The 26,937-nt window shown below is 54.5% G+C and carries 23 protein-coding genes and 1 pseudogene; 14 read left to right on the top strand and 10 right to left on the bottom strand.

Annotation, left to right across the window (positions count from 1 at the left end; translation table 11 throughout):
* Positions 1–32 precede the first annotated feature (32 nt).
* Entirely contained in the window at positions 33–605 is a 573-nt protein-coding gene (locus CKV68_RS06015; protein WP_013912584.1) for a DUF2020 domain-containing protein, read from the bottom strand.
* Here CKV68_RS06015 and CKV68_RS06010 point away from each other — a divergent pair.
* Both CKV68_RS06010 and CKV68_RS06005 read left to right on the top strand, forming a co-directional pair.
* Positions 604–1,929: a sensor histidine kinase gene (locus tag CKV68_RS06010; RefSeq protein WP_014836928.1), complete on the top strand. Its 1,326-nt coding sequence runs from the start codon at positions 604–606 to the stop codon at positions 1,927–1,929. The two genes, CKV68_RS06015 and CKV68_RS06010, sit on opposite strands and share 2 nt — an antisense overlap.
* Positions 1,930–2,064: 135 nt before the next feature.
* A complete protein-coding gene (locus CKV68_RS06005; protein ID WP_013242864.1) occupies positions 2,065–2,703 on the top strand; it encodes a response regulator in 639 nt (212 codons plus the stop codon).
* A gap of 56 nt (positions 2,704–2,759) precedes the next feature.
* Here the strand turns inward: CKV68_RS06005 and CKV68_RS06000 are convergent, their stop codons facing one another.
* The gene (locus CKV68_RS06000) at positions 2,760–3,080 is read right to left on the bottom strand and encodes a histone-like nucleoid-structuring protein Lsr2 (protein WP_013912582.1); all 321 of its coding nucleotides are present in this window, start codon (positions 3,078–3,080) and stop codon (positions 2,760–2,762) included.
* Positions 3,081–3,620: 540 nt separating this feature from the next.
* Complete coding sequence (locus CKV68_RS05990; RefSeq protein ID WP_014836927.1) at positions 3,621–4,253, bottom strand: DUF6474 family protein; 633 nt, start codon at positions 4,251–4,253, stop codon at positions 3,621–3,623.
* 163 nt (positions 4,254–4,416) lie between these two features.
* Between CKV68_RS05990 and CKV68_RS05985 the strand changes: the two genes are divergently transcribed.
* Together CKV68_RS05985 and CKV68_RS05980 are read left to right on the top strand one after the other, a co-directional pair.
* On the top strand, positions 4,417–5,964 hold the full coding sequence (locus tag CKV68_RS05985; protein ID WP_095075801.1) for a TM0106 family RecB-like putative nuclease: 1,548 nt from the start codon (positions 4,417–4,419) through the stop codon (positions 5,962–5,964).
* Positions 5,965–6,006: 42 nt separating this feature from the next.
* Positions 6,007–7,377, top strand: coding sequence for a glycosyltransferase 87 family protein (locus tag CKV68_RS05980; protein WP_095075800.1), 1,371 nt, complete (start codon positions 6,007–6,009; stop codon positions 7,375–7,377).
* Here the strand turns inward: CKV68_RS05980 and CKV68_RS05975 are convergent.
* Positions 7,374–8,594 (bottom strand): MFS transporter, encoded by a 1,221-nt coding sequence (locus tag CKV68_RS05975; protein ID WP_095075799.1) that lies wholly within the window; start codon positions 8,592–8,594, stop codon positions 7,374–7,376. The two genes, CKV68_RS05980 and CKV68_RS05975, sit on opposite strands and share 4 nt — an antisense overlap.
* A 57-nt stretch (positions 8,595–8,651) precedes the next feature.
* Here CKV68_RS05975 and CKV68_RS05970 point away from each other — a divergent pair, with 57 nt between their 5' ends.
* Positions 8,652–9,611: a LysR family transcriptional regulator gene (locus tag CKV68_RS05970; protein WP_172457172.1), complete on the top strand. Its 960-nt coding sequence runs from the start codon at positions 8,652–8,654 to the stop codon at positions 9,609–9,611.
* Here the strand turns inward: CKV68_RS05970 and CKV68_RS05965 are convergent.
* Entirely contained in the window at positions 9,586–10,170 is a 585-nt protein-coding gene (locus tag CKV68_RS05965) for an NADPH-dependent FMN reductase (RefSeq protein WP_095075797.1), read from the bottom strand. The two genes, CKV68_RS05970 and CKV68_RS05965, sit on opposite strands and share 26 nt — an antisense overlap.
* A 333-nt stretch (positions 10,171–10,503) precedes the next feature.
* Positions 10,504–11,106: a superoxide dismutase gene (locus CKV68_RS05960; protein WP_014526400.1), complete on the bottom strand. Its 603-nt coding sequence runs from the start codon at positions 11,104–11,106 to the stop codon at positions 10,504–10,506.
* Positions 11,107–11,483: 377 nt separating this feature from the next.
* On the opposite strand from CKV68_RS05960, the gene msrA reads away from it, so the two are divergent.
* Together msrA and CKV68_RS05950 are read left to right on the top strand one after the other, a co-directional pair.
* A complete protein-coding gene (gene msrA / locus CKV68_RS05955; protein WP_013912569.1) occupies positions 11,484–12,158 on the top strand; it encodes a peptide-methionine (S)-S-oxide reductase MsrA in 675 nt (224 codons plus the stop codon).
* A gap of 274 nt (positions 12,159–12,432) precedes the next feature.
* On the top strand, positions 12,433–13,383 hold the full coding sequence (locus CKV68_RS05950) for an L-lactate dehydrogenase (protein ID WP_014526399.1): 951 nt from the start codon (positions 12,433–12,435) through the stop codon (positions 13,381–13,383).
* A gap of 141 nt (positions 13,384–13,524) precedes the next feature.
* Here the strand turns inward: CKV68_RS05950 and CKV68_RS05945 are convergent, their stop codons facing one another.
* Complete coding sequence (locus CKV68_RS05945; RefSeq protein ID WP_095075796.1) at positions 13,525–14,811, bottom strand: thymidine phosphorylase; 1,287 nt, start codon at positions 14,809–14,811, stop codon at positions 13,525–13,527.
* Between the two features lie 196 nt (positions 14,812–15,007).
* On the opposite strand from CKV68_RS05945, the gene CKV68_RS05940 reads away from it, so the two are divergent.
* From CKV68_RS05940 to CKV68_RS05910, 7 genes and pseudogenes are all read left to right on the top strand, one after another.
* Positions 15,008–15,478 (top strand): cytidine deaminase, encoded by a 471-nt coding sequence (locus tag CKV68_RS05940; protein ID WP_095075795.1) that lies wholly within the window; start codon positions 15,008–15,010, stop codon positions 15,476–15,478.
* A gap of 11 nt (positions 15,479–15,489) precedes the next feature.
* Positions 15,490–16,703 (top strand): annotated as a pseudogene (locus CKV68_RS05935) (NupC/NupG family nucleoside CNT transporter).
* A gap of 128 nt (positions 16,704–16,831) precedes the next feature.
* Positions 16,832–17,551 (top strand): glycerophosphodiester phosphodiesterase, encoded by a 720-nt coding sequence (locus CKV68_RS05930; RefSeq protein ID WP_095075794.1) that lies wholly within the window; start codon positions 16,832–16,834, stop codon positions 17,549–17,551.
* A gap of 63 nt (positions 17,552–17,614) precedes the next feature.
* Positions 17,615–18,526 (top strand): DUF5926 family protein, encoded by a 912-nt coding sequence (locus CKV68_RS05925; protein ID WP_013912563.1) that lies wholly within the window; start codon positions 17,615–17,617, stop codon positions 18,524–18,526.
* A 163-nt stretch (positions 18,527–18,689) separates the two neighbouring features.
* Complete coding sequence (locus CKV68_RS05920; protein WP_014526393.1) at positions 18,690–20,249, top strand: alanine/glycine:cation symporter family protein; 1,560 nt, start codon at positions 18,690–18,692, stop codon at positions 20,247–20,249.
* 213 nt (positions 20,250–20,462) lie between these two features.
* Entirely contained in the window at positions 20,463–22,463 is a 2,001-nt protein-coding gene (locus CKV68_RS05915) for an HtaA domain-containing protein (RefSeq protein WP_095075793.1), read from the top strand.
* 11 nt (positions 22,464–22,474) lie between these two features.
* Positions 22,475–23,584 carry a hypothetical protein gene (locus tag CKV68_RS05910; protein WP_095075792.1) on the top strand — a complete coding sequence of 370 codons (1,110 nt, stop codon included), beginning with the start codon at positions 22,475–22,477 and terminating at the stop codon, positions 23,582–23,584.
* 102 nt (positions 23,585–23,686) lie between these two features.
* Here CKV68_RS05910 and CKV68_RS05905 read toward each other — a convergent pair whose 3' ends face one another.
* Genes CKV68_RS05905 through CKV68_RS05895 form a run of 3 tightly spaced genes read right to left on the bottom strand, consistent with a single transcriptional unit; the run spans position 23,687 to position 26,924 of the window.
* Complete coding sequence (locus CKV68_RS05905; protein WP_095075791.1) at positions 23,687–24,967, bottom strand: LCP family protein; 1,281 nt, start codon at positions 24,965–24,967, stop codon at positions 23,687–23,689.
* 50 nt (positions 24,968–25,017) lie between these two features.
* Entirely contained in the window at positions 25,018–25,779 is a 762-nt protein-coding gene (locus CKV68_RS05900; protein ID WP_095075790.1) for a CPBP family intramembrane glutamic endopeptidase, read from the bottom strand.
* Positions 25,776–26,924, bottom strand: a complete 1,149-nt coding sequence (locus CKV68_RS05895) for an amidase (protein WP_095076250.1) — start codon at positions 26,922–26,924, stop codon at positions 25,776–25,778. The genes CKV68_RS05900 and CKV68_RS05895 overlap by 4 nt, the downstream gene beginning before the upstream one ends.
* Positions 26,925–26,937 lie beyond the last annotated feature (13 nt).

The raw sequence follows: 26,937 nt of genomic DNA, 5'->3' as shown, positions 1-26,937 counted from the left end.
CCGGTAGCCTCTTTTCTTCTCTGATGATGCTCTTATAGCGCCAACCGGGAGATGGTCTCTTTAGCAATCAGCTCTGCTTTGAGTGATTGCGGCTGATTACTAAAAACCACTACCGCTACGTTGCCCTTTTGTACCGCGTAGGTGGCGCCCTTCTCGTTGCCGATGCGCCCGCCTGACCAACCTGCAGGTTCTTCGGCAGGCTCGGTGGTGTCAATAGGGGCGGCCCAGTCGACGACCTTGATGGCGTCTTGTTCCGTGGCCATGTGCCGTACCATCACAGTGGCCTGGGGGTCTTCCGGATAAGACCAGAAAACACAGGCAGGGGTGTCAAAGCGAGAATCTATGCCTTGGCCGACCATGCGCTGCCCGTTGGTGTCTGCAACCCAGTTTGAGTCGAGATAAGGGCATTCTGTCCAACCATTTTTCCCCTCGGGGACTTCCGGGAGGGCTTCTGCGGGGAGTCCCGAATCGGGAAGGGGAGCCTCGTTAGCGCCCCCGGTTGCGGCGGTGGAAGCGGCGCTAGATGACGAAGTTGTGTTGCTTCCACATCCAGCTGCCGTCAGTGTCACTGCAATAAGAGCTATAGGCAGTAAGGTACGTCTCATGCGACTAAGCCTAGATCCTCAAGACCCTAATAGTGTACGTTTCCCCCGCGAGAGAGGGCAGCATGGCGATGAAAATTTTGCAGGGGACACACTATCGGGGCTTTTCGACGTCACAGGCGGAGATCTCATGGACGTTCATCTAGAAGATCACGTGGGACAACCTGGTGCGGCGCTTTATTACCGTGCCATGAACATTTTGACCATGGTTTTGTTGATCGTTTCCGTGGGCGGGGTTGTGAGATTAGATACCCGGTCAGCGATGATCGCGGTAGTACTTAGCGCCTTTTTTGCTCTTATCTACTCGCTCATCGTGCTTGGTCAATACACCAGGCTATGGCAGATCTTACTTTTCCTTGGAGCGTTGACTCTGGTGTGGGTGCTCATGCTTCCCATTGTTCCGGTGTCCGTGTACATGGTGTTCCCACTGTTTTTCTTGTATTTACGCGTATTGCCAGACATACGAGGGATCATCGCGGTTGTAGGCGCAACCATCATAGCGATCTTTAGCCAGATGCCTGATCTAACTTTAGGCGCAGTCATGGGGCCGCTTGTGTCTGCTCTTGTGGTGATCGCAATTCACTTTGCCTTTGAGGCAATCTGGAAAGGTGCGCGGGAACGCGATTTATTGATACAGGAGCTTATTTCTACGCGTTCGCAATTGGCAGAGACCGAACGAGCAGCAGGAGTAGCAGCCGAGCGGCAGCGCATTGCCCATGAAATTCACGATACGTTGGCACAAGGATTATCGAGTATCCAGATGTTGCTCCGGGTATCAGAACAAGATATTAAAAACTCCAGCATGAGTGAAGAAGAACAAGCTGTTCCTCTAAAACGGATGGAGCTGGCCCGCACTACTGCGGCAGATAATCTGAGTGAGGCACGCGCGATGATCGCTGCATTGCAGCCAGCGGCGTTGAGTAAGACCTCGTTGGAGGGGGCTTTGCATCGTGTTGCAGAACAGATTGTTTCGCCAGAGATTTCTATCTTGGTCGAGGGGGTAGAGCGACAGCTGCCCATGCGAACAGAGGCCGCATTGCTGCGTATTGGTCAGGGGGCGCTGGGTAACGTCGCAAAGCATTCGCAGGCGGAGAGATGCCAAGTAACGCTCACATATGCGGATGATGAAGTACGTCTGGATGTTGTGGACAACGGGCAAGGATTTGACCCTGAACAGGTGGCTAATCGTCCGGCAGGTTTAGGACACATTGGGATTAATGCGATGAGACAGCGCGCAGAGGAACAAGGAGGAACGCTGGAGGTGGAATCTGCGCCGGGCGATGGAACTGCTGTATCGGTGGCGCTTCCCATACGCACAGAGTCATAATGTGGCCTTGCTTATGGATGGGGTAAAGCGGCAGGTGACACGATATAGAATTAGTTACAAGGGTGGGCTAAGTTAGTTGTGTGTCTGCCCCGCCAGCGCGTGGCGTAGCAGGAAAAAGAAAGGCGTGATCATCACATGATTCGAGTTTTGCTTGCCGACGACCACGAGATCGTTCGACTTGGCCTGCGCGCAGTCCTGGAAAGCGCGGACGATATCGAGGTTATCGGGGAGGTAGCCACCGCAGAAGGCGCTATAGCAGCAGCCCAAGCAGGTGGAATCGATGTGATCCTCATGGACCTACGTTTTGGGCCAGGAGTGGAAGGCACACGGTTGACCAATGGTGCCGATGCTACCGCTGAAATAAAGCGCACCATGGAAAAATCACCTCATGTGTTGGTTGTGACCAACTATGACACCGACGCAGATATCTTGGGGGCTATTGAAGCAGGGGCGCTTGGATATCTACTCAAGGATGCTCCGCCGGAAGAATTGCTTGCTGCTGTTCGCTCTGCGGCAGAAGGGGACTCCACGCTGTCCCCCACGGTAGCCAACCGGCTTATGACTCGTGTGCGGACTCCTCGCACCTCACTGACCCCGCGCGAGTTGGAGGTATTGAAATTGGTTGCTGGGGGCTCTTCCAATCGGGATATTGGGCGTGTTCTGTTGCTTTCTGAGGCAACGGTGAAGAGCCACCTTGTGCATATTTATGACAAGTTGGGTGTTCGTTCGCGGACTTCGGCTGTCGCTATTGCTCGTGAACAGGGCGTTTTATAGCGTAAAAGACAACACGCGCCTCTCTTGTTGAAGAGAAGGCGCGTGTTGTGGTTTGTCTATCGCTTGTGTGCCTGAATGAATGCGTCGATGATCTCTTGTGGGATTTTGCCGCGTGCTGCAACGTCTAATTTTTTAGACTTAGCCCATTGGCGCACGTCCTTAGGGTCGTGTCCCACAGGGGTGCGTTGGCTGACAGTTTTTGTGGCCTTGTCCATGTATGGGCGGATAGCCTCACGGAACTTTTCTGCATTTTCCTCTGAGAGATCGATGATGAAGTCTTCTCCATCAAAGCTGAAAGAGATAACGTGAACCTCGGACTCCTCGAGTGGACTGTTATCTAGATCGTCAAAAAATTGGGTGATTTCTCGGCGTGCCACGTTAGTGCCCCTTTACTATTAATCGCTCAATGTGCTTAACCATCTGCAGGTAAGCGTTTGTTGTAACAAAGAGACAGTTGCCATCATTGCTAAATTCAAACTCAAAGGCATACGAGTAACAAAGAATGTACTTTGGAATGAACTAATTCAGTATATTATCCCTCAAAAGGTGTAATTACTATCTGTATCTTTCTAATAGAATCTTACTTTCGGCAGATCTTCCTAGTTGGGTTTGATTTCTATTTATTTATTCCTTCAATATTGTGGTGGCCATTTTCGTTATTAATGCGAGGTTGGGTGTATTTGAATGTGGCAACTTTTATAGGGATTCTTATGATGGCTAAAATATTCCAAAGTAAGAGTTTCGATTTACTTACTTTAAGTAGCGGAAAGAAGCAATATAAAAATTATGGAATTCAGCTTCTGTGGCTGAGATATGAACGATATGCCAATAAAAAAATGAGCCAAATCACTAATTTGGCTCATTGGGCTCCCCGAGTTGTTTTAAGCGAAGAGATAGCGAGACGCTAACGAGGTGCTTTAGCCCTCAATCTTGTTTTGAATTTGGCGTCCGAGTTGGTCCAGATCCTTATGGATGCTGCGATGACTCCGCTGACGCAGCTCTGGGGTCATGAACTCTGCGTTATCTACGGCAAAGTCGAGGTCCTGAAGGCGTTGTTCAACGTCGGTAACAAAGCCCTTGGGGAGGGAAGAGAGCTTAACGGAGCTACGCATTCCAGCAATGCGGGCCTTGATTTCTGCACCGTGCCCACTGAAGCGCCCCAGATCGTCTGCGCTGACTCCCAGCTTCATCGCACGACGCTTGGCTGCCTCTTCCTTTGCCATTGTGATGCCTCGGTAAATGAGGGGAAGTGCAACCGGGATGACTGCTCGGGCTGCTCCCGCATAGCGCAGCACGTTGTTCTTGTTAAACTTGCCGGCTTTGAGCTGCTCGAGAGTATTCTTGGCCATTTTCTCGTCGTGCTTACGCTTGGCCTTGAGGCCTTTCTTCTCTTCCTTCAGCAGCTTCTTTTCCTGCCGGGCAAGGAACTTATCGCGTTTGTATTCGAGTTTGGCAGCTTCCTTGGCCTCCTGGCGGGCGCGAACCTTAGCAGCTTTGATCTCTGCCTTGGTCTTGGCGCGTGCCTTACGGATAGATTCAAACAATCCCATGGTTGTTTCCTTCACTCGTGCGTATGCTCGTCTCTCGATTTTAAGGGGATCGGTGGGAGGCGGGAAACGATACCTCGCTTACGTAGCGGCATGTCCGGTGATCCGCACCAGAACCCAGTCAAATTCCACAGTACCCGTACTCGTGCAATAGGCTGGTGTACTTGTGAACACCGATATATGCCTGCAGCCTTCTGACTTGGTGGGCTGCCGCTACCGGCTCGTGCAAGCTAGCCGGCACCCAGGTGTATCACCAACGCACAATTCCCAGCTCAGGTATGAGCGTCGCGTACAAGCGAAGGAAGAGGCGCGCGCCTTTTTCCCCACAGCTCCGAGCCTGGGAGATTCCCGGAATTTCCTGCGCATTGATATCCCCCCGCAAGGGAGGGACGACGCGGACGCTACTGACGCGGATCCAGATGCACCGTGGTTTGCCACATTGGAGGCTCTTGCTGCGCAGGCCACCATCATTACCAATCCCGTTCTCCTGGGGGAAGACAACGGGCGGGCGTGGCGAGTGCGCCTGGATGCGCTCGTGCGTAGGCCCGAGGGAACCTATATGCCTGTTCTTATCTCTAACCACCGGGTGGCCAGACCGCATCCCCAGAAAACAATCAAGGTCATGGCCACGGCGCGTCTGGGCCTGGGAACCCCCTACTCTGCCCACTTCAAGCTCAAACACCATGCCTCAGATTCTTACGCTTTGGGTTTGGCGGCACGCGCGCTTGATCGCCTCGGGGTAGGGAGTAGTCGCGCCGGGCTGATTGGGCAGGATCGTGAGCTAGTTTTCCTTTTGAATACGGACTTCTTCCAGCAGGGCCTTGATGTTGCTCTTGCTGTTCCGAACCCGGATCATGCTCGTCGCGTGAAAGAATGCGCGAGCTGTAGGTATTGGGAGTTCTGCGAGCAAGAGCTCAAAGCTTCCGATGACCTCAGCCTTTTCCTTTCTGGCGATCGCGGTGAACCCTATCGGGAACGCGGAATTACTACTGTGAATGGGCTTATCGACGCCAACCTAGGGGCACCCTCGCAGCTCGCGCGGGCATGGCGTGATGGAGTGGACATAGTGCGGAAGTCGCCCGAGGTAACCTTCCCGCGTTTTGATGTAGAGATCGACATTGACGTGGAGGCGTACCTGGACCAGGGGGCCTACCTGTGGGGTACATACGATGGGGAAGAGTATCGCCCCTTTGTTACGTGGGAAGGGCTTGGCGGCGAGGCTGAGGCGCAGGCCTTCGCACGGATGTGGGCGTGGCTCAAGCAGCGTCGTGAAGCCGCACTTGCAGCCGGTAAAACCGTAGGCGTGTTTTGCTATTCCGCTCACGGGGAAAATCACTGGCTCAGGTTCTCCGCGCGTCGCTTCCACGGGCGCTATGAGGGAGTTCCTAGTGAAGCCGAGGTCTCTGCGTTTATTGCTTCCGGCGAATGGCAGGATGTTTTTGTCGCGGTCAAGAAGCAGTTGGCTGGCCCCAAAGGGCTAGGTCTCAAAGTGGTTGCTCCGGCGGCGGGGTTCCACTGGGATGCCGACGACGTCGACGGCGAGACAAGCGTGCATCTTTATAGGGAAGCCACGGGAGACGTTGCCGGGGCCGATCTTGAGGCCGCGCAGGCTACCCTCCTGAGCTATAACGGCGACGATTGCCGTGCCACAGCCGCCGTACGTCACTGGTTGGCTGAGGGCGCACCGGGTGTTCCTGCATTGGAAGATTTCTAAAGAATTTGCCTTGAATTTGGTGCCCTGAATACTGTTGCTGCTGTGAGTAAACAAACGCCCAGTTCCGGCCCACAATTAGCGGCAACCCTCGCCAGAGTGTCGGCGCGGCGCTCGACCTGGGCGACGTCGATAGTGCTTAGCGTTATTATCCTAGGCCTGTGGCTGATCAGTAAAGACATCCTGTTTTTCCGAGCCATCCCTCAAAACTTTGATGCGTACTTCCGGTACCACATCGACTTCGACGTCTATCGCGAAGGTGCCAAGGCCTTCCTTGCTGGCGATAACCTCTACACCCGCGGTTACTCAGTTGGTGGCGTCTCCCTACCATTCACATATCCGCCCTTTGCAGCACTCGTATTCGTGCCCTTTACGCTGCTCAGCGTCAACTTTGGTGCCACGATTTTATGCTTAACGTCTGCACTTGCGCTGTGGTGGTGCGTGGTTCTGGCAACGCGCAGCGTTATGCCTGAGTGGGGCAAAGCATCAGTGTACGGCTTTGCCGCAGTGATTCTGAGCATCGCGCTTCTCATGGAACCCGTCAGGGACACCATGGGGTTTGCACAGGTCAATGTGCTTCTGATGTTGCTTGTTATCATCGATGTTCTTGCCCGTCGCACGGTACTCCCACGCGGCAGCCTGGTAGGAATCGCAGCTGCTATCAAACTGACACCTGCGGTCTTTGGCTTGTACTTCCTGGTGAAAAAGGACTACAAAGCCGCCGCTTGGAGCGTTGCCTCTGGTATCGGTGTCACCCTCCTCACCTGGCTGATTGCGCCGCAGACCTCCACAACCTATTGGCTTGAGACTCTGAGCGACCCAGGGCGCATCGGAGACCTGACCTGGCCAAGTAACCAATCCTTCCGAGGCGTGATCGCCCGCTTCTTTGGGCAGGAATCGCATACCGGCTTGTGGGCGGTAGCAAGCCTCCTCGTTTTTGCGGTACTCGCATGGTTGATGTGGGCCTTGCTGCGCCGCGACCATACAGCCGCAGCGCTCTGCGTCAATTCCTTGTTGGCGCTTCTGTGCTCCCCAGTATCATGGTCGCATCACTGGGTGTGGGTTGTTGTAGCTGTTGCCGTGGCTATTGTGGTGGCCGCCCGCAGCTGGGGAGCGTCTGCCGCTGCTTACCCATTGATGGCTGGCAGTGTTTGGGCTGTTGTTATCACCGTCTGCAGTGGGCACTGGCTGCTGCCGCGTTACGACGGCGCACCTATGCGCTGGAACCTGGCCCAACACCTATTCGGTGACTCCTACGTGCTTATGGCGGTCCTTGTGCTCGTGACTATGAGCGTTTGGTTTATCAAGCCATGGGGAATGACCGCCGGAAAAGCGCTAGGAAACGTCACATATGCGATGGCTGTGGGATGGGCTGTGGTGAGCGCGTACGTGCTTTTTACGTCGTATCCTTTTTAGTGAGTGGATGCCGCGAAGCGTCGTAAAGCAACTGCTATACCTAAAAGCGCTAAAGTCCACAGGCTGAGCCAACCGATAAACCCATGCCAACTCAGTGAATCAAAAGCGTATCCAGACATCCATCCCACGACGGAAGATCCAACGTAATAACTGAGTAGATACATGCTTGCACCCGCGGCTCGGTGCGATGTGGCTATTAATCCCACCCAGCCGGATGCGATGGAATGGATGAGGAAGAACGCTGCTGTGAAGACGAACAGTCCTATAAGTGTGAGCGCGAGGGACTCCCAGAGCATGAGGATCAGGCCCAAAAGCATGGCAAGGGTACCGTACATCATTCCCTGACCGCGTCCTATACGTCCAGTCCATGCGCCTGCGCGAGCGGAACTCCACGTCCCCGCCAGATACATGAGGAATACAATGCCCACCAAGGCCTCGGAAAGCCTGAATGTATGGATCATACGGAATCCGATGTAGTTATACACCGACACGGAAACGCCGAGGCTGATAAAAGCAGTGGCGAATAATAGCACCAGGGAGGGTGTGGTCCAGTGGGCGAGCATCGCTGAGCTTTCGTTTTTAATGCTCAACGTTCGCGGTTGGAATCGGCGCTGTTTGGGCAGCATAACTGCCATGGTTATCGCCATGGTGAAAGCGCATAGGGTCGTAACAAACAAGGCCCATCGCCATGTGGTGATTTCAAGGAAAAGTGCGGGGATTAGCCTGCCTGAGAGGCCTCCTACTGTGTTGCCTGCGATATAAATTCCCATGGCCTTGGCCAGGTCTTCGGGATGAATCTCTTCGCTGAGCCAAGTCATTGCCACTGCTGGGACTCCGGCAATGAAAACGCCCTGGAGCGCGCGGAGAACAATAAGAACCCACACAGAAGACGCTAGTGGAAGACACAAGCCCAGCGTGGTGGCTAAAAGTGCGGAGATGACCAGGACCCGGCCGCGCCCGAACCGTTCCGAGAGTATGGAAGCAGGAACTATACAGATCGCTAGGGCCCCTGTTGTTGCAGAGATGGTGAGTGCTGCTGTTGTGGGACTGACGTCAAAGCTTGTCACAAGCCTGGGGAGGATAGCTTGTGTGCAATACAAAGCATTGAAGGTAGCAAGGCCTGCAGCTAGGGAGGCGACTACAGCGCGCCGGTAATCAGTGCTGCCTTGACGTAGCCCTTCCGATCCGGACGTATGCGATGGCTCTGGCAAAGACATACATCTATGGTTACTCACCTCTGTATATGTGTAAAATGACAAAAATAACCTGAATCCATGCATTATTTACATGATCTGAATGATGGGGCCTCTGTGAATATAAATAGTGAGGATCTTCGCAGTTTTATTGCCGTTGCGGATATGGGGCATGTGAGCGCAGCGGCTGATGTGCTTGGAGTGTCGCAACCTACCCTTTCACGCAGGATCGCCCGCGTAGAACGAGCTTTTGGTGGCACGCTTTTTGAACGCAATGGCAGGGGTATTGAACTCAATATGCGCGGCCACGTGGTTTTGTTGCATGCGTGCCGGGCGGATCAAGAACTTGTGAATGCGCGCAAAGAGGTGCAGAGGTTGCTGGATCCGGAGCATGGCACGGTGCGCCTCGATTTCATGCATTCCTTGGGTACTTGGATGGTGCCAGATTTTCTTCGCGCCTACCGAGCGGAACACCCGCACGTGGACTTTCAGCTGCACCAAGGTGCAGCGCAGGACCTTACGAGTCGTGTACTTTCCGGAGAATCTGATCTTGCCCTCATAGCCCCACGCCCTAAGCTTCTCGACGCCCCCTCTGGTTGGGCACCTCTCTTTTCGCAGCGCTTGGCTCTCGCAATCCCGCTCGACCATCCACTCGCAAGGAAGAACTCACCCATCAGGATAGAGGAAGCTCACGATGTTCCCTTTGTGGGAATGCTGCCGGGGTTTGGCACTCGTATGCTTCTCGACGACCTTGCCCACCGTGCCGGTTTTACGCCACAGTTAGTTTTTGAGTCTATGGAGCTTACTACGGTGATAGGCCTGGTTGGGGCGGGATTGGGAGTTGGTCTGGTGCCCCTAGATGACCCCTACCTGGTGCCCAAGAATGTGGTGTTACGTCCCCTTACTCCGGTGGCCAAGCGGGAACTCGGCATGGTGTGGCGGAAAGAATCGCAGCCAGCGCCTGCGGTCGAGCAATTCCGCACGTTTGTTCTCGACCGCAGTCCTGTGCTTGTGACTAGCGCTTACGCGGGTTTGTCTTAACTAGTTCCACAAAGGTGTCAAGGTAGCGCTGGATGAATGCGCGGGTGTCTTCGTTGGAGATGGCGCCGTTGTCGTCGATAAGCGTATTGGACTGGCCGATGAATGCCTCTGGCTGGCCGGTGAGTGGCATCGCAAAGTATGAAAGCGCGAGGCGGAGGTTCTTGTGAGAGCTGTAACCGCCCATGCGTCCGACCGAATGGCTGATGATTCCACCTGGTAGGCCCGTCCACGCAACGTCGCTATTGGGTTTAGAGCCGACGTCGATGGCGTTTTTGAGGCAGGCGGGGATCGTGCGGTTGTTCTCTGCGGTGACAAAGAGGACAGCATCCGAGGCTTTAAGCTCTTCACGGAAGGTCGTGTAGGCCTCTGGCAGTGGCTTGGAGGTCATGGCTGGGTCGTCGTAATCGGCGTCATAGAGCGGTAGATCGCGGATTTCTAGGATGCTGGCATCCCAATCGCCGGGGAGCATCTCGATGGCATTGAGTGCGATCTTGCGGGCAAAAGAGCCTTCGCGGAGGCTGCCGACGAGGACGCTGACCTTGGTTGATGCAGTGGACATGGTGGTACAAAACCTCCCGAATAGAAAAACTAGAAATAATACTTGCAGCGAGTCTATGCGCGTAGTATCTTCAAGTTCAAGCCATTGAACAATAGTGTTCCATTGACTTAGTTCTTTCCACTCTTTTCATGTTTTGCCAAGCAGATGAGGAGGCTCGTAGCGCTCAAAGTTGTCTGGTCTATTCCTTAGTTGAGATATGCGAAGCCCCTAGGCGAGCGGTGTGGCTCATGCCTAGGGGCGCGGCATCGCGACGGCGATGTTGTATACCGTCTTCACGTTTTTGTACTGGCAGAAGCGTGAAGACGGTAGTCTGTGCACTGCTGCGCGAGTGGATTACTTGGTTGCGGCCTCGTAACGTGCTGCAACGTCCTCCCAGTTGAAGACGTTCCATACTGCCTTAACGTAGTCAGCCTTGACGTTCTTGTACTGCAGGTAGAAAGCGTGCTCCCACATGTCAAGCATGAGCAGCGGGGTGAGGTTGGCGGAGATGTTGCCCTGCTGGTCGGTAAGCTGCTCGATGACTAGGCGCTCGCCAACGTGGTCGTAGCCAAGCACTGCCCAGCCAGAGCCCTGCAGGCCGAGAGCTGCTGCGGAGAAGTGCTCCTTGAACTTGTCAAAGGAGCCGAATTCAGCGCTGATCGCCTCTGCGAGTGCGCCGGTTGGCTCGCCGCCGCCATTCGGGGAGAGGTTCTTCCAGAAGATGGAGTGGTTGGTGTGGCCACCGAGGTTGAAAGCGAGGTCCTTGGTAAGAGCGGTAACGGCGACGCCGATGTAGCCGTTCTCGCGGGCGTCGGCAAGCTTCTCCAGGGCTGCGTTAGCACCGTTTACGTAGTTAGCGTGGTGCTTGGAGTGATGTAGCTCCATGATCTCGGCAGCGATGTGAGGCTCGAGAGCATCGTAAGCGTAATCAAGTTCGGGCAGTTCATATTTAGCCATTGCCGTGGTCCTTTCGTTGAGGTGAGCGCCACGCGCACTTCGAGGTGTGATCGGACCAAAGAAACTTGGTCATGTGCGTGAGACGACTTGACCCCATGATAGGACAAACCTGGATTATCGCAACGTTAATCTATTGAAATTCCAATAAGTTTGCCACGGGTGAACGCTGCGGGTGTGTTGATAAGCGCGAGAGGGGTGTGGCTAGAAGGCGTGGAATTCCGGCTAAAAACTTCCTGGTAGGAAATAAAACAATCCAACTCGGGGTTGTGCACCGTATAAATAAATAACCGTGCAGTCGGGAAGAATGTCGTCGAAGGCGACGTGGTCTGTGCGGTGTGCATGTAACGGTGTACATACAGAAAGAAACGGAGAAGAAGATGGGTTGGTTGTTTGGTTCCGCACCGAAGATGGTTGCTGATAACGAGGCTCTCAAGGGTGGATCGCAGCCTGTGCTGTCGCGTCCGCGCCCACATGCGGTATTACGCACCCCCATCACTGGCCCATGGAAAGAGGGGCAAGAAGTAGTTTATGTGGGCATTGGCTGCTACTGGGGCGCGGAGAAAATGTTCTGGGAGACCCCAGGGGTTGAGTCCACGTCTGTAGGCTTTGCCGGCGGCATTACCCCGAATCCCACCTATCGCGAGGTGTGTAGCGGGCGCACCAACCACACCGAGATTGTGGAAATTGTTTATGATCCGGCCGTGGTGAGCTTTGACGAGCTTGTGGTTAAGGCAATGGAGGCCCACGATCCTACGCAGGGTTATCGCCAGGGGAATGACGTGGGAACGCAGTATCGTTCTGCCATCTATACGGCCGGGCCCAACGCTGTCGCGCAGGCCGCGCGCGCCCGGGAGATCGCAGAACACTACGCCCGCAAGCTTGCCGACGCCGGCCTCGGACGTATCACCACAGAGATCCTCCCACTTGCGGACACTCCTGCCGGCACATATTACAGGGCTGAGGATGAGCATCAGCAGTACCTATACAAAAACCCGGCAGGTTATTGTCCGCATCATTCCACGGGTGTTGCCTGTGGGATTCCGCAGGCATAAATCCTGAGTTTCGCCTTGTTGCCACCCCGATAGAAAATGATGTCGGGGTGGCTTTTGCTATGGAGGTGTTGGGTCTGGAGGGGCGTCGAGAAGCTTGTTAGGGTGGGGCTGCAAGCTCGATGAAAATGGGTGAAAACGGAACTCGAACGGAACTCAATAGTGTGAAATAAGTATCATACCGGGCATGATCTCACAATATCGGGCATAATTGGCAGTGGAAGGCTAGAGAAACTCACACGATTCGCCTCTGGTGGGGGCGCTAAGGAAGGTGGCCATGAAGAACATCGTCGGAAACAAGGTCGTTCTCATTGGAGCGGGCGACGTGGGAGTCGCCTACGCATACGCACTGGTCAACCAGGGTACGGTAGATCACCTCGCCATCATCGATATTGATGAGAAGAAGCTCGAAGGTAACGTCATGGACCTCAACCATGGCGTTGTGTGGGCTTCCTCCCGCACCAGGGTTACCAAGGGCACCTATGCGGACTGTGAAGATGCTGCCATGGTTGTGATCTGCGCGGGAGCTGCACAAAAGCCCGGTGAGACCCGCTTGCAGCTGGTGGACAAGAATATGAAGATCATGAAGTCCATCGTCGACGAGATCATGGCCAATAACTTCGATGGCATCCTTCTTGTGGCTTCTAATCCTGTGGATATCCTGGCTTACGCTGCATGGAAGTACTCGGGGCTGGATTGGCGTCGCGTGATCGGCTCGGGCACGGTCCTCGACTCCGCGCGCTTCCGCTACATGCTTGGTGAGCGCTATGAAGTCGCGCCCAGCTCGATCCACGCGTATATCATCGGCGAGCATGGCGATACAGAGCTTCCGGTTCTTTCTTCGGCCACCGTTGCGGGTGTGTCCATGCGCCGTCAGCTGGAGAAAAACCCAGGTCTAGACGCCGAGCTAGAGAAGATCTTCGAGGAAACCCGCGATGCCGCTTACGCCATTATCGACGCCAAAGGTTCCACCTCTTATGGCATTGGCATGGGGCTCGCCCGTATTACGCGCGCAGTAATTCATAATCAGGAGGTTGCGTTGCCGGTGTCGGCTCTCCTGCAGGGCGAATACGGGCAAGAGGACATCTATATTGGCACACCAGCTGTGATTAACCGTGGTGGAATTAACCGAGTGGTTGAGCTTGAGCTCACTGACCACGAGATGGAGCGCTTCACGCACTCCGCAGACACCTTGCGTGGCATTCAGGAGCAGTTCTTCCCGGCTTAGATCGGCGTTGGGAGCGTAAAAACCTGCATTTCCATAGACAATCGTGCGGTGTGAGCATGATTGTGGACGTAATGTCCATGGAAATGCAGGTTTAATGCGTATTTGTCTGGGTTCGACGCAGCTCTCGCTGCGCCAAACAAGCTAGCTGATGCGGTCGAGGATGACCGAAGTGCGTGGGGCCGGGGCCTCGTCGCCAATCTTTACGCCGGGTTCGAGAGACTCTAGGGCGCGGTCAAAACGGTCTTCATCGTCGGTGTGGAGGGTGAAGAGCTTCTGGCCTTTTGTTACCTTCTCGCCGAGTCCTGCATGAATCTCGATGCCAGCGCCAAGCTGGACTGGGTCTTCCTTGCGGGCACGTCCTGCGCCAAGTCGCCAGCTGGCTACGCCTAGTGCGAGGGCATCCATTTCTGTGAGGTAGCCGTCGCGGTCGGCAGTGATCTCGTGGGTGTGGCGTGCGGTGGGGAGTGCAGCGTCGGGGTCGCCGCCCTGTGCACGGATCATCTTCTTCCAGGAATCCATTGCGCGGCCGTCGGCAAGCGCTTCATGCACGTCAGGATCGTGGACGCCGGCGAGTTCAAGCATTTCTGTTGCAAGAGCGCAGGTGAGCTCTATGACGTCGGAAGGCCCGCCACCTGCGAGTACTTCTATGGACTCGCGAACTTCCAGGGCGTTGCCGATGGTGCGACCTAGAGGTACGGACATGTCTGTGAGGAGTGCGACCATGTTGGTTCCGGCGTCGCGGCCAAGGTCAACCATGGTGCGGGCAAGCTCGCGTGCCTGATCAAGCTCCTTCATAAAGGCGCCAGAGCCGACCTTGACGTCGAGGACCAGGTTCGCGGTTCCTTCGGCGATCTTTTTACTCATGATGGAGCTGGCGATCAAAGGGATGCAGTCGACGGTAGCGGTGATGTCGCGCAGCGCATAGATCTTCTTGTCTGCTGGTGCCAGTCCGGCTCCCGCGGCGCATACTACGCAGCCTGGGTCTTCCAGGATCTTCATCATGCGGGCGTTATCTATGTCGGCTTCCCAGCCGGGGATGGCTTCTAGTTTGTCCAGGGTTCCGCCGGTGTGCCCTAGTCCTCTTCCGGAGAGCTGTGGCACGGCAACGCCATAGCTGGCAACGAGCGGTGCGAGAGGGAGGGTGATTTTATCGCCAACGCCGCCGGTGGAGTGCTTGTCTGTGGTGGGGCGGGAGAGGCTGGCAAAGCTCATGGTCTCGCCGGAGTCGATCATGGCCTGGGTCCACTGGACGATTTCTTCTCGATCCATGCCATTGAGGAAGATTGCCATGTTGAGGGCGGCCATTTGGTCGTCGCCGACGACACCGCGAGTGTAGGCATCGATGATCCAGTCGATTTGCCCCTTGCTCAGCTTTCCTTTATCCCGCTTTGTGCGGATGACGTCTACGGCGTCGAACTTCTCGGCCACGGTAATCACCTTCCATGAGGGCTGTTGAGGCTTGGGAAGTGTTGGATGGCAATTCGGCCAGAGTACCCACAGAGTGACTGAATTGTGTTGTGGAACACTTCTCTTAACCTATTGTGCGATTTGACATTCTTGATTATCATCACTGGTAGCACGAATGTCAAGGGTTAAAAGCACAAATGTAAAAGGGTGTGGTGACATGACCTCCGGGGCTACAATCACTGGTCAGCCCGCCCGCGCGGCCTCGGGAGCCAGTACAACGTGGACCGACGACGAGCTCCTTGCGGAAGCTCGAATTGCTGCCCAACGTTCCTACTCGCCATACTCGCATTTCCCGGTCGGCGCGGCACTTTTGCTTGACGACGGACGCCTCATCCACGGATGCAATTTTGAAAACGCATCCTACGGTTTAACCATTTGTGCTGAGCGTAACGGAATTGGCGGCGCAATTGTAGGGGGAGAGCCACGCTCGGGCGATGAGCTTCCATTCCGCATCGAGGCGGTGGCCATCGTCGGTAAATCCGGGGAACCATGTTGGCCCTGTGGAGCGTGCCGTCAGGTTCTCCGCGAATTCAATTGTCAACGCGTCATCGTGGAAGACGGTGACACTTCCCTCAGCGTTGACTTTGCCACAATTCTTCCGCATTCCTTCGGCCCAGAATCTCTATAAGGGGACACATAATGGAAAGGCTTCAGGGACTTTTAGGAATCGTAGCGATCCTAGGATTGCTCATTCTCTTTTCCCGCGCACGCAAACAAATTAACTGGCGGACCCTCGGGGTAGGCCTGGCATTACAAGTTCTGCTTTCGCTGCTCGTTCTCAAGTGGAGTGTGGGCTTTAACGCAATGAAGTCGGTATCCAAAGGGCTCCAAAAGCTCACCGACTTCACTAACGAGGGCACATCATTTGTCTTCGGGTCGCTCTTTGGAACCGAGAACTCCTTTGTTTTTGCCCTTAATGTGCTGCCAGTGATCATCTTCCTTGGTGCGATCATTGGCGCTTTGTATTACTTCCGGGTGATCCAATTCTTCGTAGATATTGTCGGCGGCGCGTTGAAGTGGCTGCTGGGGACGTCCAAAGTGGAGTCAGTGTGGGCGTCGACTGTGATTTTCTTGGGACAATCCGAGGCCCCTTTGGTGATCCAGTCGTATTTGAAAAAGCTCACTCGTTCCGAGCTCTTCACCTGTATGACAGGCGGTTTCGCTTCTGTTGCAGGTTCGACCCTCATTGGTTATTCCTTGTTGGGTGCCCCGCTGGAATATCTTCTCGCCGCCAGCGTGATGAACGCGCGGGCTCTATTCTTGTGGCTAAGGCCTTTATGCCAGAGACAGAGAAATCAACTCTTGACGCGAATGTTCGGAATGTCCGCGACACGGAGAGTAAAAACGTTGTGGACGCCATCGGTCGGGGTGCCATGAGCGGCGGCCAGATCGCCGTTGCTGTGGGCTGCTTGCTCATTGCCTTCATTGCTATGATCTCCATGCTCTCTGCGATCCTTGGTGGCATTGGTAGCCTCTTTGGGCAAGAAGGATGGTCTTTGGAAGGGCTCTTTGGCCTGCTGTTCTCTCCTGTTGCATGGCTTATTGGTGTTCCGTGGAACGAAGCCCATCTTGTGGGATCCTTCATCGGCGAGAAGACCATTATTAATGAGTTCGTGGGATACACCAGCTTTGGTGCCAACCTTGAGAACCTGTCGCCGAAGTCCATCATGATTAGTACTTTTGCTCTCGCAGGCTTTGCCAATATCAGCTCTATTGCAATCCAGATCGGTGCGCTCGGAGGCCTCGTGCCGGAGCGTCGTGGTGAAGTCGCCAAGCTTGCTCCGATAGCCCTCATCACTGGTTTTGCTACCAACATGCTCAACGCGGCAATTGTTGGTGTGGTCGCTATGTAAATAAGGTGCTGTGGGTTTGAGTAGGCACGTGAGCCGGGTCTCTTCTTAAGAGGGGCCCGGCTTTGTGCAAGGTAGTCTAAGGAGAGAAGAAAGTACTGCGGAGCAACGTGTGGGAATAGGGGCGTGACGTGCAGATTATCGCACATCGAGGCTTTAGATCGGCGTATCCTGAGATGAGTGCCCAGGCCTTTGAAAAGGCATTGGAGCTTCCCATCCATGGAGTTGAATGCGATGTCCGTTTAACGTGCGACGGACATGTGGTCTGTCACCATGATCGAACCTTATTGCGCACTGCCGGTGAGAAGACGCGAATATCTACGGCGACTCTTCAACAGTTGCGTCATGCCAACATCGGTACTAGCGATAACCCGCAGCACATTCTTACTCTTGACGAGCTCCTCGATATAGTGCTTGCTTACCCAGACAAGCACCTTTATGTGGAGACTAAACACCCGCTGCGCTACGGCGCAATGTTAGAGGAAAGCATCGCCATGCGCTTGCGCTACCGGGGGCTGCTCGCGGATCCTCGGATTCACATTATTTCCTTCTCGCATGCGTCGATTAGCAGGATGCGTCGTTTGGCTCCCGGAATCGACACGATTTATCTGAGAAGGGAATGGGAGGCTCGCTACAACCCCTTGGACGTTGTACCATCGCGCCCGACAGCCCGGGGGCTCTCTATTGCTCATGCGAAGCTCCGTCCTAGTCTGGTCGGGCACAAAGGTAAGAGAACGTACATATGGACTGTGAATGAGCGTGAGGATATGCGCTGGGCGCTTGACCATGGTGCCGATATGATCGCTACCGATTATCCCGATAGGGCCCTCGAGGTAGTGCGTGGAGGGTAAGAGGCTCAAGGTGAAGAAACCCTGAGGCTGTGTTGAGGCCTGACTACCGGTAAGTTGTGTGGCATGGCTAAGAAGAACAAAAAGAAGGAACAGCTTCCTGAGGGCATGAGTCGTCGTCAGGCTAAGCTTGCTGCTCGCGCTGCAGAACGCGCGGCATTTGAGCGCGACCCGCGGCCGTATGGTGGATTCGCTTTTGAGACGGATCTGGTGGCTATGCAGGAATTCGTGCCGTCTGCGGTGGCTAAGGTCACGGTTGAGGGGCTTGGCGAGGTGTCGTTGTGCACGGTTTTGCCAGGTGGTAGCGCGGCATTGGTGCGCGAAGAGTCAGTAGGGGGAGATATCCTCGTCGCTCTGCAGACCCAGGCCCGTTCCAATAATCCGAATCGCGATCTGGCCTATGCCCTGAACTGGGCGAAGAGCGCTAAGCCGGGAGAGACCTTGGATCGCGCTGTGGCAGATGGCACCGAGCCAAAGTTGAACGAGCTACTTGGCGCTGACCAGGAGATCGAGATCACCGAGTTCGGCGATTTCAACTGGTGGATTCCGGAAGGCACTGCCGTGAGCCCCATGCATGCTCAGGCAATCCAGGCGGCTAATGACTCCGTTTTGCCTTCGCATCGCGTAGAGGCAGAAGTTCCAGGAACCGTATGGTGGATTAACCCAGGTCAGAAGGCTCACATTCGGTGGGTACGCGGCGAGGAAGAAGACACGTTGTTGCGCGCCCTTGCCCGCATTGCTGCCCGCGGAGAGCTAAAGCTTGGCGACGAAACCAAGTTTGCCGGCGTCTTCCGCACCCACGGACTCGCCGTCCCGGTGTGGGATCTGGATCCTGAGCGCTCTCACGAGGACTATGCCGCTGATCTTGTGTCCTTGAATGAGAAGATTGAGGCTGAGCTGGGCAATGACTCTCAGTTGAATCCTGATGAGCGTCGTCAACTGGAGAACATCAAGTCTCGTCAGGTGACTATTCGCTAGACCACGTTAGGCAACGTTAGGTAGCGATGACGGGGGCACGTTTTCAGAGTGTCCGTGCCCCCACATGGTGGCGGTTTTCTAGGAATCAGTGCATTCCACGCCATTGTGGTGCATGATGTATAAATCTTCAAAAAGAGATGCCAATCACATCTAGGGAGTTTATATGGCTGATGCACTTAGTACTCTGAACTCAGTAATCTGGTCTCCAGCGCTTGTGTTTTTGTGCTTGGCTGCAGGCATCTACTTCACTGTGGCTACCCGGTTTGTGCAGCTGCGAGGTCTTCCGGATATGCTCCGGCAGCTGCGGCGTGGTGAAAAATCGGAAAACGGTGTCTCCTCTTTCCAATCGTTGATGATGTCCCTTGCCGGTCGTGTGGGCGTGGGCAACATTGCTGGTGTGGCTACGGCTATCGCATTCGGTGGCCCCGGTGCAGTGTTTTGGATGTGGATGGTTGCCTTTTTGGGTGCCTCAACATCATTTGTGGAATGTACCCTCGCTCAGATTTATAAAGAACAGGATCGCGATACCGGCGAGTACCGTGGCGGGCCGGCGTTTTATCTGGAAAAGGCGTATCGCCACACCAAGGCTGCCCCATTTATGCTGGTCTATGGCATTGTCTTTGCCGTCGCGATGATTCTTTCCACCAGCTACTTTCTCCCGGGAATCCAAGCGAACGGTGTGGCCGCGGCGGTCAATAATGCATGGGGGGTGGATGTAAAGATTACCGCTGTGGTGCTTGCTGTGGTGCTTGCTCTGATCATTATCGGCGGGGTGAAGCGCATCGCAAACTTTGCCACGATGGTGGTGCCGGCCATGGCTGCTATTTATATCGCGGTTGCCGTTGTCATCTTGTTTATGAACTTTGATCAGATTCCTCACGTCTTTGGTTTGATTTTTAAGTCTGCGTTTAATGCTGAGGCCACTTTCTCGGGGCTGTTTGGATCCGCGATCATGTGGGGTGTTCGTCGTGGTATTTATTCCAATGAGGCTGGTCAGGGCACTGGCCCGCAGGCTGCAGCTGCTGCGGAGGTCTCGCACCCGGCAAAGCAAGGTTTTGCGCAAGCGTTTGCCGTGTACGTCGATACGCTTTTTGTGTGTTCTGCAACGGCGTTCATCATCATCTCGACCGATATGTACAAGGTCTTTTCCGGTGAGAGCGAAGAGGGGGCTGTGGTCTACCAAGGCTCGCTGCCGGATGGCGTTCCAGTGGGGCCGGGATTTGTGCAGTCGGGTTTGGATTCAGTTGCTTCGGGATTAGGACCGTCGTTTATCGCGGTCGCCATTATGTTCTTTGCCTTTACCACGGTGGTTGCTTATTACTACTTGTCGGAGACCAATTTTGCGTATCTGAATCGCTGGGTCCACAGCAAGGGACTGCGTAGAGTTATTATCTGGGCGCTTAGGTCGCTCATGATTGTGTCGGTGATTATTGGCGCGACGTCCACTCCTGGCGCGGCGTGGACGCTGGGTGATATTGGAGTGGGCACTACTGCCTGGCTTAACGTGATCGGAATACTTATTCTGCAGGTACCTGCCCTTAAATGCTTGCGTGATTATTATCGGCAGAAGAAGGCTGGACTGGAACCGGACTTTGATCCAGATGCCGTGGGTATTAAGAATGCTGATTTCTGGGTCGAGCGCAAGAAGCGTCGTGAAGCGGTTGGGGCTGAGCGCGGTGCTCATATCGATCCTCGCCTTGGCGACGCACCCTATGAACCCTAAAAATTAATCTTTAACGGGCACTCCACTGCGGGTGCCCGTTTTCTTTTTATGGGCTGGGTAGCAGGGTCAACCATTGTGTTGTGCAAAATAAGAAGTTTTTCCTGGGAGACCAATTTGCCGAGCTTATTGGATGTGCAAAGAAAGCTGAGGGCGGCTCGCTTACCCCCGTCTTTAACTAAGGTTAGGCACGCCTAATAAAACGGGTATAGGGTTATGTGCGCTCGGCTAGTGCCGGGTGAATTGCATAACTCGAAAGGAACTGCGTTGAACCGAATGCGACGCCATACGGCCACTATTGTGGCAACGGTTATGGCATCCTCCCTCGTTTCCCTCACACCAGTTGCATATTCGCAGGATGCCTCAGCTGAAGGCTCCCTGTCTTGGGGAATACGTTCTAGCTTTAACAATTACACTGGTGGCGCTACAAAGCTTTCCGACGGCGCCGCCCGTTCCGATAAATCCTTTACCTTCCCTTTGGTCTCCCAGACTTTTAATGAGTCCACCTCAAAGCTTGAGGCCCAATTCAAAGGTGAGGTCCTGTACAAGAAGTACTGCAAAAATACAGGGAAAAAAGACCCTGTTGATGATGAGTGCTCGCTCGACCTCTCCATGAAGAACCCTAAGGTGGTCATTGCTCCAGAGGGGTCCTACATGGAAGCCACTGTGCGCTCGAAGCAATACACCACGGGCCAGTACTTCTCCCCTGAAGGGCCTGTCCGAATTGCAAACCTGTATACGTCGGGAGCGCAATTTACGGATAGCGAGGGCAAAATCAGCTGGTCTGATATCGCTACTGCGCTGACTCCCGACGGTGTGAAAATGTTCTCTGATTTTTATAACGAGAATGAAGGCCTAGACCCTCTTGGTTTCACTTACAAAGGCAAGGGTGTGCGCCCGGCCGGTGATCAAGGTGGTCTGCGAACCGCGGCCCAAAAATGGACAGCACCAAAGGACTACGATCACATCTCCCGCCCATTCCTCTACGGCGAGAAGATCGTGGTTGTGACTGCTGAATACGGAGTGACGCTTCTCGACGCAGAACTGCGACCCATAGCTACAAAAGAACTACCCATAGATAAGCTGGCCACGGTCGCTTTTAATGACGCGACGGGCGAGCTCTTCTACGCAGCATCGGAGGGTGCCTCTGATGCGAAGACACTCATGAAAGTCGCTGTCTCTGGAGACGCGATTGGTGAGCCTATCAGCGTGGGAACCGTTTCTGAGCCTATTCGGGGAATCGGCGTGGATCCAGATTCCGGCAAGTTCTTTGCAATTAGTGCTGAAGCAGGCGACGACTCAGCCAGGGACAATGGTGGTCATCTCACCATTTTTGATAAGTCTGAGAAACAGCGCTCGATAGCTCTTCCGAAGACGGAAAAAATTCTTGGGGCGAAGGTTGTCGATGGCGAGTCGGTGTACGCCAAGATCTTTAATATTGATGACTTTGCCGAAGTTGCGAAGATGAACGATGGAACCTTTATCTTCCATCCAGGTGCTGCCATAGTTCTGAACGAAGAAGACAGCGTTGCTACCAAGGGCTTCCTCTTCTCTATTGATCTGAATGCCTCCGATGAAGAAGCTTTCAAGTACATGAAGGGGTCTCAGTACCTAGAGCGTACGGCTCTTTTTGGGGTGTCTACTGATGGCGAAACTATCCTGCGATCTACCCACTTTGGCCGAGGTGGCGCACAAATGTTGAAGTACGCCAACCGGGATGTTTCTGTAGTGACAGAATCCATACAGCTTTCTGGAGGAGAGCTTTGGGCAGGTTCAGTTTTCCATGACGGAAAAATTGTTCAGTTAGACGGCAAGAACGGCAATCTGAACTGGCTCGATCCCGCAGATTTGAAAGTAGAAAAGTCGCTTCCCATCACTAATGGCAGAGAGACGTCCAACCGGCGACACGGTGACTTTTTAATCAACAAAAACGGTGACGTTTATGTGCAGACCTTGGATGAATCGACTGGCGATCTCAAGGAATATTACGTGCTCACTCGTATGACAGACATGTCCAAACCGCCTGCGGCTAAGCCTGACAATGAAAACCGCCTTAAAGAAATCGAGCGGCTTGAGTCAGACAAAACAAAGCCTTCAACCAGCGGGAAAGCTGAGCAAATAGGAAAGATCATCGGCATTGTCCTGGGAGTCTTGGGTGGACTTTCCGTTCTTTCTTTCTTCTTCCAAAACCATATTCGTAGCTTCTTGGGTCTCTAAAGGATATAAACATGAAAAACAACCGCATACTTTCTCTCACCATCAGCGCTTTGGCTACAGCTTCTGTGTTCACTGCATCTTCGCTGGCAGCGACGTCGCCATTAGTCACTGCGGTGGCTAGTGCACAGACGCACGATGCGATGCCTGGGAACTACATGATTAATAAAGCTGAGGACGGTTCTCAGTACCTTCCCGAGTTAAATTCTCTGGTTTCCGTGGCAAAGGTTCGCCATTTGTATCACGCAGCATCGGGGGACCAAAAATTTGAGGATTATAAAAATGCTACCGATGAAATGAGAAGGGCTCACGAAGAATCTGAGAATGCCTGCTATCTGGCAAAAGCACGGGTGGCACTAGCGATACTTAAAGTAGAGGGCAATACAGAAGCTAGAGCTCTGGATTTAACTCGTGTAGGCATTGAGCTGCAAGAATCTGAGAAAGCTCTTCCTGTTCTCAAGAAAATGGAAGAGAAGTACCGGAAAGATGCTCTGTTTGCTGAATCGACAAACCCAGATAAATCCAAGATCAGCAATACTCATAAGATTGCAACGAATGGTGTAGATGGTCTTGAGCGAGTGATCAAAAAGCTAAAAGCTCAGAAAGAAACGTACGAGTTTGATGCATATTCCATCTTGAATTGGAATGTCCAAGATCGTTTTATTGAAAATATTAAATCAGGGCATCATATGGGAGAAGCAGAGGATCAGCTCGTTGCTTCTAAGCTTGACAAGCCTGAAGACATTAAAAAAGACGAAATTCTCAAGGTAGCTCAGGAGAATAAGGCAAAGTTAGTTGCGCTCAACGGCCCTTTAGCAGAGGCAGAACCAAAGCCTCAAGAAAAGCCAGAGACGCCCAAAGAAGATGCGAAGCCGGCTCCCGAGAAGCCTAAAGCAGACGCAGAGAAGCCTAAAGCAGAATCGGATAAGCCCAAGGTAGATACAGAGAATAAGGCTCCTGAGACGAAGGATCAGGATAAGGATAAGGTTCCGCCTGCTAAGTCACCGCAGATTTCTTGGTCTCCCACCACGTGGCCTGCATGGTTGAAGGCGATTGTGTCTTTGGGTGGCGTGGGCTTGCTTGCTGGTTTGGTGCATATACTGTTGCCGTTCTTGCCTCGTTAAAGGCACCCCAAAACCTGAGCCAAAGGTTCACTAGGATGCTGTAAATGCAGCAATGCCGTTGTGATTAGAACAGTCACAACGGCATTATGCGTAGGGCGATGATTATCGCAAAGAGCTGAATAGCTGTTCAGCTGCTGCTTCGTCCCACAGGACCACGCTTCCTACGTCGTAGTTGGCAAATCCTGAGTAAGGGACAGTGACGGTGTCTACTCCTTCACGCATCGCTAGGGCGACGCGGAAAAGATGCCAGACGTGGTCATTACTGCCTACGGTGAAGCTTCCTGCCACGCTGGTTATGGTGGGGAAGAACCGGAATGGATTGGCAAAGGTGCTGGTGGACGTGAGTTTATTAACCAGTGCGGCGAAAAATTCTCGTTGGCGTTGTACGCGATCAAGATCGCCTAGGGGAGTAGCACGCGTGCGGACATATCCGAGGGCTGTTGGACCGTTGACTTTCTGGCATCCAGCATTAATGGAAAGTGCCGCTAGGGGGTCTGTGATGGGTTCTGCCGGGCAGACTTCGATGCCGCCAACCGCATCGACAACGTTGGCTAATCCGCCCATGCCGATTTCTGCGTAGTGGTCCACGCGCAGTCCGGTGGCTCCTTCGACAGTTTGGGTGAGCAGCGGTGCGCCACCATAGGTGAAAGCCGCATTGATTTTATCCATTCCATACCCAGGAATACTGACGTAGGAGTCGCGGGGGAGGGACAGCAGAGTTGCTTTGCCGCTGGTGGGTATGTGGAGCAGCATGATGGTGTCGGTTCGCATGGAGCCGAGGTCGCCGCCGGTGCCTAGTCGTTGGGCGTCGGCTTCGCTGAGTCCTGTGCGGGAATCTGAGCCGACGAGTAGCCAGTTTGTTCCAGCAGTGTTAGCGACGCGATTCGCGGGGCGGGCATCGGTGCGGTTGAGCTTGGTATCCATCCAGAGCGTGCCGGCGACACTGAGGACCATAACGATAACTACTAGCCACGTTAAGCTGGACAAACAACCACGTGGGCGCAGAATCCGCCGGCGACGTCGGGGTGCTTTGGGCTGCTGGATAGCGGCCTGGTGGCGTTCAAAGTGGCGGTTGGGTTGGAAATTCTGGGATTGGTGCCCACGGGGGTCGGCGTAGCCCTGGGATAGTTGTTGCTGCCGCAGCTGCTGTTGTTCGTGTTCCGACGGGAAATATTGTTGGGGGCGCTGCGGTTGCGCGGGGGCGTCGAAACGCGTTGCCTCCGGCTGGGGAGCCTGAGCGTTACGACGCGGCCGTCGTTGCGGTGCGCTCCTACCTCGGCGGCGTACGGGGCGCCCGTAGCGATCGAGCAGGGGATTTCCTTGGGAGTCGCGCATGAACTCGTCACGCGATCCGTGTCCTGCCTGTGGCTCCTGTGGGTTCATGAGAATAAGCGTAGTAAGCCAAAGCCGATTGCGGCTAACTCATCGCAGATTTAAAGGCCCAAGAACTGCAGATTTCCACCGATGAGGGAGTAACCGACAAAGGCGACGGCGTCAATAAGGAAGTGCCCGACGATGAGCGGCCAGACGTGTCGTGGGCGCCATCTGAGGTAGAACCACGTGAAGAGGAACCCCATAATCATATTGCCGACTCCTGCGGAAAAGCCCTGGTAGAGATGATAAGAGCCGCGCAATAAGGAGGACGTCAGGAGGATAAAGCCGGTCGATTTACCGAGTTGTTGCAGTCGCGTGCTCAGCCATCCGACCACTACGATTTCCTCTGCAAAGGCGTTGGCAAACGAATAAAGCAGCAAAATGGGAATCGCCCACCAGATGTCGAGCGAACTCGGAATAACCTGCTTGGATAATCCCAGGTGTACCGCCGTGACGTAGAAGGCAAGGCCAGGTACTCCGATAGCAAGCGCAAGCACAGCTCCCCATCCGACCTCTGTGAGCCATGTCTTTGCAGATGTGAGTCGAAGCAGCGGGCCAGGAATGCGGCGCTCGGGGGCATTGGCAGCCAGGAGGAATAAGGAGAGTAACCCCCACGCGATGAGAGTTCCTGCGCCACACAGCTGCAGCGCGAGGTCGAGCCAGGGGGAATCTGCCCGGGAAGAATTAAGAGTGGTGCTCTGCTCGTTGAGGGCTATGGGGGAGAGGGTGGCGTCGATAAGCCTTAAAAGCGAACGCAATCCGGACATGCCGAACGTGATAGCAAGAACCAACCAGATCTCTACGTGAATGCGGCGACTCATAATGCCTCCGCCACGCCAAAAAGCTCTGACACGGTCGCGCGGATGGCGCCGAGCTGAATTCCCACCCCACGGTGCGGCACCGAGAGCGCGGCGCCACCAGACATGTTGAACATGGTTCCCCACGGGGTCCAACGGGTCTGCGCTGCAAAATCTTCCTCCGGCGTCATCGCGGAGAAATGCCCCACGGGTGGTGGATCAAACGCCAGGGTGGGGGTGAGTACGACGTCGATGTCCCAAGCATCGAGCAGAAGCTTGTCGACGCCCACGAAAGTCCGCATAGCCTCCGCCTTCCGGGATAGAGACACACGGCGCCCGCAATCGCGTAGCCACTCCACGATCGGAGACGCCGGCCCATGAATTTTTGTAGATTTTAGCGCCAGAATGTCATGAAAAGCCGCAAACGGCTCGTCGCCATAAGGCCTGCTCACTGCGCTTACCGTATGGCCAGCAGCGGACAGCCGCGCGGCTGCATCCTCTACTGCGGCAAGAATATGGGGTGCAACATCTACCTCTGCATGGACAGGTTGCGTGAGCACACCAATGCGCAACGGGCGTTGTAGTGGACGGATGTTATGGAGGTAGGCGGCGTCGGCAAGCGTACGGGTGAGGAATCCCTGCGTCACCGGGTTGGCTCGCGACGCATCGTGGGGTGGCTTGAAGCCCACGATCCCGGTGCACGCCGCCGGAACGCGGATCGAACCACCACCATCAGAAGCATGAGCGGCTCGCACCAATCCACGAGCGACCATTACCGCGGCGCCTCCTGAAGAACCACCGGGCGTATGACCATGAAAAACTGGGGCAGCTAATCCCACAGGTTCTGTGTACGCAGTGAGTCCCAGCTCTGGAACCAGCGATTTACCAGGGACTATCGCACCCTGCGCCATATATCTGGCTATAAAGGGATCGGTTTCCGCCGCCATAACTCTGCGATGGATCGAGCCATAACTGGTAGGCATGCCTGCCACATCGGAGAGATCCTTGGCCGGGATGATCCACCCGGAGAGCCGCTGCGGTGGTAGGGGCGCGCGCATGTCTGCCTGACGATGTGCCGCATCAGCATCGAAATGAGCGAAGCCATGCTCTTGCGCGGATAAGCCGGCTACCTGCGTTGCGAGTGCGTCGATTCGCTCATGAATTGCCATGACGAACACACTA

The organism is Corynebacterium ulcerans (genome assembly GCF_900187135.1).
Taxonomy (GTDB): Bacteria; Actinomycetota; Actinomycetes; order Mycobacteriales; family Mycobacteriaceae; genus Corynebacterium; species Corynebacterium ulcerans.
This window is presented reverse-complemented; position numbering and strand designations above follow the sequence as displayed.